We start from the raw sequence: 10590 nt of genomic DNA, 5'->3' as shown, positions 1-10590 counted from the left end.
CAGCAAGGTGACGCCATGGGCACCGCAGACGTCAGCTTTGAAGCCGCGCCAGGCACAGCGTTCCGCACCGATGGCGTCAAGACGGGTCGACTGCTCGAAACCGTCAGTGGGGGCCTGTCGGCCGAACTCCGTCATGGTTGGACGGCCAGCCTCGACGGTACCTATGCTCACGCCAGCCACGAAAACGATCGCGGCGTAAAAGCCCAGGTCGCGTTGGCGTTCTGATCGAAGATCCGCCAGATCAGGATCCAATGGCGCACAAACCTATCGGGATGAGGTGATGAGCGGCGTCTTACTGAGCCATCGGTCGTCGATAACTTGTTCGATCATGAAGCACGCAACGCCCGCGCGTGAGATAGTTGCACCATACACGTTCGTGAGGTCGGTGGTCGCCGTTACCTTACCGTTGCAGTTGGCAGCTTGTGGCGTCTTCTGCAGCTTAGGGTCACTGAAGCAGAGCGACGCCATCAAGGCACTCCCGATCCCAAAATCTAATTTCTGTGCAGCGCCCAACCTGCGGTTAGCTGCCGTTTATCCGCGTTTTCATCGGCTGAACGCTTACCCGCCGATTTGACGTTTACGATTTCGATGCAGGCATTACGTTTCGCCGCCAGAGAAAAGTTGGATTCCGGTTGCCATGGCTCCATCTCCGCGCTGTTTCCAACTGCGCTCTGCGGTTTTCCGTGGACCCCGCGAAAGCGCAATGCTGGCGCGGTTTCGCGCAAAAAGCCTTGAACTTCGATCAACGGCGTTTGGCCGTTTTATCCCCGAAATTCTGTAACTAGACGCTGCTGAAATTACCGATGACGTCGTTGCCTTGGTTGCAGGCGTCGTACTGACCATGGGTCACCGGGTGTCGCCTACGGTGTCCGGCGGATCAACTTACGGCCTCTCTTTCCTAGTGACGAACGACGCTGAAGATATTCGCGAAATGCTGAAGCCGAACGACGCCAAAATCCGCGAAGGCAACATTCTGATCTCCGTGCACACGGAGGACAGCAAGCAGCGCGACGTGGCCAAGGAAGTGTTCAAGCGCAACCATGCTGAAGACATTTTTAGCGCGTCGGAAGCGAAAGCCAAATAAGTCAATCCGTCTGAAAACTGAAAAGCCGGGCCGTGTTGGCCCGGCTTTTTATCTCACCGCCTGCCGCCATTGGGCAGCTTCTGGCAACCAATCATGAAAGTTGCCGATGCATTTGCTTCTCGGGGAATTCACTGCGCGAAGCTCAGCTTGCAGCATCGTCCGGGAGAATGACCGGAGAATGACCATGATGCAGCTCTATCCACCCATCCCCATGAACACGCCCAAGGGCGAAGGCTTCGCGCACGTGATGTTGGATTACGGTCCCGAATCCGATCTGTATTGGGTGGTGCTGATCACCGACACGGGCGAAATATGGACGTATGCCAATCGCTACGTTCGTGCATCGAAAACATCACTCTGGGTCGCACTAATCCAACTCAGCCCATGGCGCCTGCAGCGGTTCTGCCTGGTGAACGCGTCCCTATGAGGCCGCGGGCGGTTGAAAGCTTTGAACCAGTTTGACCGCCGCTATCTGCTGAACGAAAGGTCGGGCAAGAATGCATTTTTCTATGTTCTTCACGACGCTTCGCCCAGTGTCGTAAACAACATCAATCAACCTCAAAGGTTTACTCGCATGAATGAAGATCAAGTGGAAGGCACCGTCAACAAGGTGGCCGGCCGCATCCAGGACGCGGCCGGCGCATTGACGGGCGACGCCGACCAACAGGTCAAAGGCAAAGCGCGCGCGGCGGCTGGCGATGTTCAAGCCAAAGCGGGTGATATGGTTGAACGCGTGCGTGAGTGGGCTGCCGATCGTCCGCTCAATGCCGTGTTGATTACGGCCGGCCTGGCGTTTCTGTTGGGTCGGTTGACGGCGAACTGTGACTGAAGGTGACATCGAGCGGACTCTGCCGATCGGTGTGCACGATAAAAAGCGGCTTAAAGGCCGCTTTTCCTTTGTCAGGCGATCGCGGCGCAATATCACGATCTCTCGACCCCGCTCGGGCGAGAGTGCAACACCGCGGCGGCTCTGGGGACGAAGAGAGCCAAGCAGTCAACCGTTTGCGCAAGAGGGAGACATCATGAATGAGACATATTCGACACCACCGCCTTCGTCCAAAGAAAAGGGAGGCATTGGCTACGTTCTCTTGTGGCTTATGGGCGTTCCCATTCCGTTGCTGATCTTATTTGCGCTGCTCAGAGGCTGCGCGTGAGCTGAGAGGCGGATCGCTGTATTCGCCCCACACAAGCCAAACCATTCGGTTATCGGGAGAAGGATATGTCTTACTCACCCAGCGGCGACGCGGTCGCGCTGAAACACCCCGCCATGCGGTTCCGCGCGGTCATCGCCGGTTGGCTCGTTGCCACCGCAGCAGCGGGCTTGTTGTATGTCGCCGGTTTGGCCTTGGGCTTCGCCAGTTTCGACGCCTGGAACGCCGCCAGGAGTGCGAAAGGCATTGGCATCGGCACGGCCATCTGGATAATCGTTACGTGGATCGCGGCACTTTTCCTGGGCGGTATGTTTGCCGCGTGGTTCGACGGACGCAATGACGACACTAGCGGCGCGTTGCATGGCGTGACGGTCTGGGGCCTGTCCCTGACGGCGACCGCACTGTGGCTTGCCATGGGTCTGGGTCATGCGATGTCGGGATACCCCGGGGATGCACACGGACCCGGACCCGAGGGTCATGGCGGACCTGCAATGATCCCCGCGGTCAGTGTGCTCGACGCGAATATTTCGTATCAACTGACCGGCGGCGAGCACGGTAATTCATCGCCGATCGTCACCGCCCTCCTCGCTGGTCAAGACGATGTCGCCGCCGCGTTGATGGCGGCAGATACGGGCACCGGCACCGAGGCAGCGGCTGCCTCCCTTCAGAAACTGACACCGCAGATTGATGCTGCCCGATCGGAATCAAAAATGGCGGCCGAAAAAACAGCCCATTACCTCTCGCTGACCCTTTGGATTGCTTTCCTCAGTGGCTTCCTGTCCTTGTTGGCGGCAGCCGTCGGCGGCTGGCTTGGCGCTGGGCAAATCCATCGCGTCTACCACCTGCGGAAGTATCCGGCGCGTCGATTGCACTAAAGGCTAACGGAGGACCGTAGAAAAAAAGCCGGTCGCAATGACCGGCTTTTTCTTTGAATGCTGTGCACGAAGTCAGTGCTTTTGGGCGGCATCGCGCTCTTTGTCAGCGGCTTTCCCCACGGCGTGCTGAACTTTACCGGCGTTCTTCTCAATGTTGCCGGCCGCTTCCTTGCTCTTGTTGCCGGTCACCTTGCCAATCCCTTCTTTAACGGCGCCTTTGACTTCATGCTTCGCGCCTTCGGTTCGGTTCTTGTCCATCGTGCGGCTCCTCGGAGTAGCCGCAACGTTGCGGCCTCCTCGTTATAGGCACGCGCCAGTCGTGCTGACGTGAACTTTAAACACAAAAAAATGCCGCTTTCTGGAAGCGGCGAATCACAGGGCTTACTGTGTAACGAGTTTGGCTGCACGGTCGCTAATATGCCGCCCATGACCATGCCCCCATCCAGATCAAAGGCTTCGATGCCCCTTCCCCTTTGTCCTGGAAACCAGGGAAGCGCCAACCTGTGATCGCGACGGTCGGCAGCGAACCGCCCGAACGCTGGATCCTAGTGTTCGACGCGGAAGTGGCGGAGCGGAGTGATGTCATCGCAGAAAGCGCGCCGAAGATCAAGAAAAACACGTTGGTATTTTTCGCTTTTCGTGAAAATGTGCGCAGTCCGTCAACCATGTTTCGAGAGCTCACGTTGGTCGTCAACATGGCCTACGCCGCCATCTTGGTGACGGACATGTTTCCCACCGACCGCTTCGCTCCATAGACGCCGACCGGTCGCTGGCGAGGCGTGGTCCCTCGGGCGATGACCGTTAATGCAGGGCGACGCACAAGGCTTTAGTTTTTCCAACGTAAAACAAGCCGAACAAGGTCAAATGCCTGCGTATCCACCCAACGCATAATCATCATTCACAGTCGCTGCGCCCTTGCCGCCGATCACACGCGGCTTGGGACCGGCCATGGTGGGCGTGGCACCGCGGCCATCGGGAACCAAAATCAAGAAGCCAACCGATGGCTCACCGACCTGCTCAACGCTGACTTCAATGTTCGAATGGGTTTCGTCTGGGAGAGACGGAAAATCGAAGGGTGGACATAAACTATTTCCTAATTACAGCCATAGAGGCAATCGGAGATCGCGCGTAACAATGTTCAAGACGCGTCAATCGCGCGCGCATCTTTCAGCGTGCGGCCAACGCCACGCAATGACCGAAATCGCGCATCTAGGTTCATATAGCTTGTCGTTGCAGACAGCCACGCAATCGATGTGACCGACAGCTTGGTCAGTGCAGCCTCGATCTCTTGAATATATTTTTTTGCGCAATGTCGCCCCGGCGTAAAATCGTCATCAGGCAATCCAGCACGTACTCTGCTTCACTGCCCTCAGCGACCCCAAGGATCAGCTCGGCTCGGTCCTCGAATTCCCGGTAGAAACCGTGCATATCGGCCTTCATGTAAGGCAAATCCAATTCAAGCTGACGCAGCAGCGCATCCAGTTCAGGGCGCGAAGTCATCGACGACGCCAAATTTAATGAGGATACGGCTGAGTTCGGAGGTTGCCCATTCGACATCCTCGGGACTGGCCTTACCGGTGATTTCGTCAGCGTAGCTAGAAAATTCGGGGTAGAAGTGCGCCTTATCGGGATATTCTTTGACCAACCACGGCATGTTGGCCTCAAGCTTAATCAGACGGCGCTGCAACTCTTCTCTGGTGGCAAACATTCAAAGGCACTCCAAGGACAAGCCTGCAGAATAAATGCCGCTCGCATCAACAAACGATGAAGAACGGATCTGCGCCCGCGGACGCTTTTACTCCGGAACAGCGCTCGTCAGCTTGGCCTAGCTTTTGTGTCGTCGCACGAATGCATCATCGATGTGTTCGATCAGGGCCTCAACGCCGAAGGGCATCTGGATGAACGCGTGGTGCCCAGGCAAGCCTTGGATATTTGACCGCTCGTCGGTAGATATCATCACGATGGCCACTTCGGGATGGGCTGCTGCAGCCAGATCGGCAACATGTAGGCCGTGAAGTCGCCTTTTAGCCAGACGTTGGTCAACACAAGATCAATGCATTTTTCGGCCGCGATCCACGTGGCCACTCGCCCAAAGTCGCCCGTGCTTAAAACTCTGACATAGGGCAACCTTTCGACAAATGAGCTGAGGGTTATCAGAAGATCGGGATGGTCGTCCACGATCAAAACAACGAGCCGGTTAGGCATGAGCTCTCTGAGGAGGCGTGATGCTCGCCCACGCCCACATTAGACCCTATTCAGACGGGTGTCGTTATTTATCTACACGGTTCGATCACGCGTTTACAAATAACTGGCGAAGGGAAATTAGCTTCTGAAATCGGCGCGCACTCGCAGGCGCGTTCGACATGCCAGATGATCAAAAGTTTGTCTACAACATGTAAGCGATCAAGCCGCTCGGCAAACCCGACGACACGCCGGCCCCGTCGCCTTTCTCACCAGCGACGATGCTCGCTTCATGAACGGGCAGCACTCGTGACATATGGCGACTTGATGGGCCTCTAAGGATCACAAGGCGCGACATCGGCTCGATAAACCAGTAACGGCGATCTTAAAATGAATCCTAGGCATCGTCTCCGGCGGTCGAGCGACGTCATGACCTGTATCAGCGCTCCGATCAGTGGTCAACCGGAACAATGACCAGCTTCACCGGAATCCGTAGCTCACGACATGGCTCATCAGTTGTGTGGGCCGAAGCGATAACCTTAGAGCCAAGAGACGTCGAACTCCGGCGTTAACAGGTTTGACCTCACGTAGGATGCCTCGATCTTGGCAAGCAACCGGAACTCGTCGACAGTCGGATAGCGACGGAGCAAACGATCGGCCTCATTGCGGACACGATCAGGCAAGGATTCGTCCGCGATTAATTCCTTGAGAAGCACCCGGTTTGTAGAGGGTTTCGCGCGCGCTCGTCGGGCATGGTCATTGTCAGTTTCCACTTGCCCGTGATGTCACCCCTGCATGCCGTGCACTCGCAGCTGGTTTGTGGGCCAACGGCTCACTCATGGGCGGAATGTATTTTTGAAGTCCGCAAAATTGTCACCTGCCCCTCTACAAGTGACCTAGAGCTCAGACTTCAATCGGGCGAGTTCTTTAGTTGCCATGGCGGCTGAAATGCATTTTTAGCGTTTAGAAAAGCATGTCTCGTTCACGCCCCAAGCCAGAAAATAATCTTCAGCCTACGATCGGAAGTGATGATGAGCAGCGCGCAAAAGTTCGCCCCGCGGGGAGGTTGGTGCTGCACAGGAAAGACACGGCTCGTTGGCACGCTTCACGATGTCATGTCATGGACCGCGGCGAGGATCGATTAAGTGCGTCGCACCATTCTATCGGTCGTATTGATTGTGCTGTCGGGTCGCATTTGGGCGGGTTCCGGTGCCTATGTTGTGGATGATGCGTCTATCACGCCCGCCGGAAAATGTCAGGTGCAAAGCTGGTTTCAAGTTATATCCGGTGGACAGGAAACATTGAATGCCCTTCCGGCCTGCAGCACGGGACCGGTGGAATGGTCCCTTGGCCTAGGGGCTCAGAACGCCCCCTATGAGCATCAGGAAAGTCCGGCGGTCAAATGGATGATTATCGATCCCGATCATCATACGATTGGAGTCGCCGTTAATGTTGGAGCCACTTGGGGCAACGGTCATGTCCTCAACCGTAATGGTTACGTGGCGCTTACATGGACGCCGGACCAAGCTAGACGATGGGCGGTCAGTACCGATATCGGCTCGGTCTATGCCAAAGGTAGTTCTTGGAACACCCTGGCCGGACTTAGCGTCCGCCACAAACTTACCGACCAACTAAGTATTACGCTCGAGCGCATGCAGCATTGGAACGGAGGAGCCAACACACAAGCGGGCGTTCGCTGGACCTTTCACAATGGCGACAGCGTTGATTTGATCGCGGGCAAAAGCGAGGCTTCAAGCCATGACCACTGGCTTACGGCCGGGCTCAATGTCGCACTTTAGAAGATGGTTCAATATATCCAATAGACCAGCTTCTCCATCGCCCCCAAGACGACCAAACGAGCAAGTGCTCTCAACCGGCGAGCCAGACTCGAATGAGTGATAGGAGCTTGTCTATGTCGAGGGGCTTTGCCACATAGTCGTTGGCGCCCGCTTGCAGGCACTGCTGCTGATCGTCCGGCATGGCCTTGGCAGTCAAAGCGATGATGGGCAGCTTTGCAAAGCGCGCGTCTTGGCGAATCTCGCGAGTGGCGGTCAATCCATCTTTAACCGGCATCATGACGTCCATGAGAACGAGATCCACACTTTTCTCAGACTTACTGGCAGATGCGTCGAGCATGTCGATGGCCTCCTGACCGTTACGCGCGATGGTGACCACGCAGCCATGGGGTTCGAGAATGCTCATGAGGGCGTAAACGTTGCGCACATCGTCTTCGACGAGAAGTATTCGCCGTCCCTCAAGCGCTGCATCACGGTGCAACGCGGCGCGAATCATGCCCTGCTGCTGCTCTGGCAGTTCGGCGATGACCCGGTGCAGGAACAGCGACACCTCATCAATGAGTCGCTCGGGCGATCGGGCACCCTTGATAATGATGGAGCTCGAATAGCGCCTCAACCGCTCCTCTTCGGAAGACGACAGGACTCGTCCCGTGTAAACAATGACCGGGGGAAACGCGTATACCTCCTGGCTGCTAAGGGTTTCCAGGAGCGCGAAGCCCGATGTGTCCGGAAGGGACAGATCGAGCACCATGCAGTCGAAGGTCTGATTCCGGAGCAGCGACAGACAGTCAGCCGCCGTGGTGGCGCCCACGGTTTCGACGTCCGCCGAGGCAAGCAGTTGGCAGATGGCATCGAGCTGGACGGCGTCGTCCTCGACCACTAGCACCCGACGCGGCCGCTGGGACAAGCGTGCTTCCAGAGCATTGAGCACCTGGACAAGCTCCTCGCGCGTCGTCGGCTTGATGAGATAGCCGACGGCACCGAGGGCGAGTGCGGCGTGCGAGTGGTCTTCCGCCGAGACGACATGGATGGGGATATGCCGGGTGCGAACGTCGTGCTTGAGAATGTCGAGTACGGACAATCCGGACTGGTCCGGCAAACCAATGTCGAGCACGATGGCGTGGGGCATCTGTTCGCGGGTCGCCACCAGCGCTTCGGCCGCCGTGGAAGTGACCAGCGCCCGGAACCCCATCTCGGTGGCTAGATTGCTTACGATGTCGGCGAATACACCATCGTCTTCAATGATGAGAATGAGACGGCGAGGGTCGGCCGGCTCCCCCTGGACGGGCTCCTCAATGCGGAGCGAAGCCGACGCCGGCGCAGCCCTGAGACGCTGGACTGGCAGAGCGGCCTTCGGGACCTGGGCCGGAAACGCGGATGTGGCCAACACCATGTTGAATTCTTGAGATATGAGTCGGACAGGAACGGTGAGCACAAATGTGCTGCCCCGGCCGGGACGGCTTGCAACCGTGATGTTCCCGCCGAGCAGGCGCGCGAGTTCAAGGGAAATCGACAGACCCAGACCGGTACCGCCATACCGTCGGCTGATGGAACCATCGGCTTGCTGGAACGCTTCGAAGATGCGCGCCTGCTGGTCGGCTGTAATGCCGATACCGGTGTCCGTCACTGAGAAGACGATGGTTCCCTCTTGGGCCGGACCGACGTCCAATGTCACGCCACCGGACTCGGTGAACTTGAGGGCGTTCGACAGCAGGTTTTTGAGAACCTGTTCAATGCGCGTTCGGTCGCTTTCGACAACAGCTGGGCAGTCGGTCGACGCCGAAATCGTCAGCGATAGCCCCTTATCCAGGGCCACCGGCCTGAACAGCGCCGAGAGGTCATTAAGGAGACCTTCCACGGGAAACGCCTCGCCGCGCATCTCGACGTGCCCGGCCTCGATCTTGGACAAGTCGAGGATGTCGTTGATGAGCATCAGCAAGTCGTTGCCGGAGGTGTGGATGGTCCTGGCAAATTTGACCTGTTCTTCGGTCAGGTTACCGCTCGGGTTGTCGGCAAGGAGCTTGGACAGAATAAGAGCGGAATTCAGTGGCGTGCGAAGTTCGTGACTCATGTTCGCCAGGAACTCGGACTTGTACTGGCTGGCGCGGAGGACTTCGCGGGCCTTCGCTTCGATGGCTTCGTTGGCAAGAGCTAGTTCGTCGCGCTGCGCTTCAAGTTGCTGGGACTGTCCGGACAAGTGCGAGTTCGTCTGCTCGAGCTCTGCCTGCTGCGACTCAAGTTCGTGCTGCGATGTCCGCAGCGCCTGACTTTGCTCCTCGAGTTCCTCGTTGGAAACGCGTAGTTCCTCGCTCTGTGTCTGAAGGGTCTCCGACTGACGGAGGGTCTCTTCGAGAAGCCTACTCAATTCGGCGCGATAGGCCGCCGAACGCAGCGCAACGCCAATGGCCGACGAGGCCTGTTCGAGGAGAGTGACGACATCTGCGCCGACGGGATTGAAGAAACCCAGTTCGACGACACCATAAACCGTGCCGTCATTAATACCGGGCGCAATCACTAGGTGGCGCGGTGAAGCTTTGCCTAGGCCCGACCCTATCTTGAAATATCCCTCCGGCACATCGGTCACGACCACAACACGCTGCTCGTCGACTGCGCGACTGAGAAGGCTGCCCGATGCGGTATTGGGACCACCGGCATAGTCATCCGGTGCAACACCGACAGCGCCCACTCGCTCGAAACCAGCGGCAGTGGGCGTGAACAGGATTCCGGCTTCAGCGCCGAGGAAGCGAGCCAGGAAGGAGAGGACGACGCTCGCGAGCTGACCGATGTCCTTGTCGCCAGCCATGGCCACACCCAGTTCAAGCCGCCCGGCCTGCAGCCAGGCATCACGCTCCCGGGCAGCTGTATTGCGCCGAATGAGGATGGCGACAAACAGCGTCAGTGCGATGCCGAGAAGCGCGCTCGCAACCCCAGAGGTCAGCGCATTGCCGTAAGCCGCTTCCATTTCCGCGAGACGCTTCGCTCGCTGGTCAAACTCCACGGTCCGCATGAAAGCAAGCCGTGAACGAATGTCGTCCATGGCAGCCTTGCCCCGATCAGTGTTGACTACCGCAAGTGCCGCTTCCAACCCTTGGGTACGCCGTAGTGTGATGGTCTCATGAAGTTCGTCGAGTTTGTCTTGAACGCGCACAGCGAACTCTTTTAGCCGGCTCAACTGACCCGCGTCGCCCGCCATGGTCGTTCGCAAGGCATCCATGCGAGCCGGAATGATGCCGAGCGCACTCCGGTACGGTTCGAGGTATCGGTCATTACCCGTAAGCAAAAAGCCGCGCTGTCCTGTTTCGGCATCTTGAACGCTTGAGAGAATGTCCCCAAGCGCTCCGACGGTTTCCTGGGATCGGATGACCAGTACGTTGTCATTGCGAATAGTGCGGATGTTGGACCACGCAACAAGCGCGCTGCAAACAAAAAAAGCGACAACGATAGCCAGTGGAATGAAAGTACGCGCATCGGCGCGTGCGCGATTCGTGGGGTTGCTGGACATG

General features: G+C 57.5%; 13 protein-coding genes. 7 read left to right on the top strand and 6 right to left on the bottom strand.

The genetic code is table 11. The annotated features are described in order from the left end of the window. A partial coding sequence (locus tag HDE79_RS19325; protein ID WP_221440258.1) for a hypothetical protein occupies positions 1-225 on the top strand: 225 nt, incomplete at its 5' end. A gap of 266 nt (positions 226-491) precedes the next feature. Here HDE79_RS19325 and HDE79_RS19320 read toward each other — a convergent pair. Continuing rightward, positions 492-746 (bottom strand): hypothetical protein, encoded by a 255-nt coding sequence (locus HDE79_RS19320; protein WP_184604471.1) that lies wholly within the window; start codon positions 744-746, stop codon positions 492-494. 95 nt (positions 747-841) lie between these two features. Between HDE79_RS19320 and HDE79_RS19315 the strand changes: the two genes are divergently transcribed. The 4 genes from HDE79_RS19315 to HDE79_RS19300 all read left to right on the top strand — a co-directional run bounded on the left by HDE79_RS19315 (position 842) and on the right by HDE79_RS19300 (position 3110). Continuing rightward, positions 842-1084 carry a hypothetical protein gene (locus tag HDE79_RS19315; RefSeq protein WP_184604469.1) on the top strand — a complete coding sequence of 81 codons (243 nt, stop codon included), beginning with the start codon at positions 842-844 and terminating at the stop codon, positions 1082-1084. 184 nt (positions 1085-1268) lie between these two features. Next, on the top strand, positions 1269-1511 hold the full coding sequence (locus HDE79_RS19310) for a hypothetical protein (RefSeq protein WP_221440256.1): 243 nt from the start codon (positions 1269-1271) through the stop codon (positions 1509-1511). A gap of 147 nt (positions 1512-1658) precedes the next feature. Then, entirely contained in the window at positions 1659-1913 is a 255-nt protein-coding gene (locus HDE79_RS19305; RefSeq protein ID WP_184604468.1) for a CsbD family protein, read from the top strand. Between the two features lie 390 nt (positions 1914-2303). Further along, the gene (locus HDE79_RS19300) at positions 2304-3110 is read left to right on the top strand and encodes a hypothetical protein (protein ID WP_184604466.1); all 807 of its coding nucleotides are present in this window, start codon (positions 2304-2306) and stop codon (positions 3108-3110) included. A 72-nt stretch (positions 3111-3182) separates the two neighbouring features. On the opposite strand, the gene HDE79_RS19295 is transcribed toward HDE79_RS19300, so the two are convergent. Next, the gene (locus tag HDE79_RS19295) at positions 3183-3368 is read right to left on the bottom strand and encodes a CsbD family protein (protein WP_184604464.1); all 186 of its coding nucleotides are present in this window, start codon (positions 3366-3368) and stop codon (positions 3183-3185) included. Positions 3369-3613: 245 nt separating this feature from the next. Between HDE79_RS19295 and HDE79_RS19290 the strand changes: the two genes are divergently transcribed. Continuing rightward, positions 3614-3865 carry a hypothetical protein gene (locus tag HDE79_RS19290; RefSeq protein ID WP_184604463.1) on the top strand — a complete coding sequence of 84 codons (252 nt, stop codon included), beginning with the start codon at positions 3614-3616 and terminating at the stop codon, positions 3863-3865. A gap of 514 nt (positions 3866-4379) precedes the next feature. On the opposite strand, the gene HDE79_RS19285 is transcribed toward HDE79_RS19290, so the two are convergent. The 3 genes from HDE79_RS19285 to HDE79_RS19275 form a co-directional block, all read right to left on the bottom strand. Further along, positions 4380-4610 (bottom strand): hypothetical protein, encoded by a 231-nt coding sequence (locus HDE79_RS19285; protein ID WP_184604461.1) that lies wholly within the window; start codon positions 4608-4610, stop codon positions 4380-4382. Further along, entirely contained in the window at positions 4594-4818 is a 225-nt protein-coding gene (locus HDE79_RS19280; protein ID WP_184604460.1) for a hypothetical protein, read from the bottom strand. Before HDE79_RS19280 ends, HDE79_RS19285 begins: the two co-directional genes overlap by 17 nt. A 248-nt stretch (positions 4819-5066) precedes the next feature. Then, complete coding sequence (locus HDE79_RS19275) at positions 5067-5315, bottom strand: hypothetical protein (RefSeq protein ID WP_184604458.1); 249 nt, start codon at positions 5313-5315, stop codon at positions 5067-5069. Positions 5316-6436: 1121 nt separating this feature from the next. On the opposite strand from HDE79_RS19275, the gene HDE79_RS19270 reads away from it, so the two are divergent. Next, positions 6437-7090: a hypothetical protein gene (locus tag HDE79_RS19270; RefSeq protein WP_184604457.1), complete on the top strand. Its 654-nt coding sequence runs from the start codon at positions 6437-6439 to the stop codon at positions 7088-7090. A gap of 70 nt (positions 7091-7160) precedes the next feature. On the opposite strand, the gene HDE79_RS19265 is transcribed toward HDE79_RS19270, so the two are convergent. Then, positions 7161-10589, bottom strand: coding sequence for a response regulator (locus HDE79_RS19265; protein WP_184604506.1), 3429 nt, complete (start codon positions 10587-10589; stop codon positions 7161-7163). Position 10590 lies beyond the last annotated feature (1 nt).

The organism is Rhodanobacter sp. MP1X3 (assembly GCF_014207165.1).
Lineage (GTDB): Bacteria > Pseudomonadota > Gammaproteobacteria > Xanthomonadales > Rhodanobacteraceae > Rhodanobacter.
The sequence above is the reverse complement of the archived record's forward strand: the minus strand, read 5'-3'. Positions and strand labels throughout refer to the sequence as shown.

What these genes read in the sequence shown, in the direction of transcription:
- HDE79_RS19315 (WP_184604469.1), top strand. Translation starts at nt 842, where the DNA reads ATGGGTCACCGGGTGTCGCCTACGGTGTCCGGCGGATCAACTTACGGC.
- HDE79_RS19285 (WP_184604461.1), bottom strand. Translation starts at nt 4,610, where the DNA reads ATGACTTCGCGCCCTGAACTGGATGCGCTGCTGCGTCAGCTTGAATTG.
- HDE79_RS19265 (WP_184604506.1), bottom strand. Translation starts at nt 10,589, where the DNA reads ATGTCCAGCAACCCCACGAATCGCGCACGCGCCGATGCGCGTACTTTC.
- HDE79_RS19310 (WP_221440256.1), top strand. Translation starts at nt 1,269, where the DNA reads ATGATGCAGCTCTATCCACCCATCCCCATGAACACGCCCAAGGGCGAA.
- HDE79_RS19305 (WP_184604468.1), top strand. Translation starts at nt 1,659, where the DNA reads ATGAATGAAGATCAAGTGGAAGGCACCGTCAACAAGGTGGCCGGCCGC.
- HDE79_RS19295 (WP_184604464.1), bottom strand. Translation starts at nt 3,368, where the DNA reads ATGGACAAGAACCGAACCGAAGGCGCGAAGCATGAAGTCAAAGGCGCC.
- HDE79_RS19280 (WP_184604460.1), bottom strand. Translation starts at nt 4,818, where the DNA reads ATGTTTGCCACCAGAGAAGAGTTGCAGCGCCGTCTGATTAAGCTTGAG.
- HDE79_RS19275 (WP_184604458.1), bottom strand. Translation starts at nt 5,315, where the DNA reads ATGCCTAACCGGCTCGTTGTTTTGATCGTGGACGACCATCCCGATCTT.
- HDE79_RS19300 (WP_184604466.1), top strand. Translation starts at nt 2,304, where the DNA reads ATGTCTTACTCACCCAGCGGCGACGCGGTCGCGCTGAAACACCCCGCC.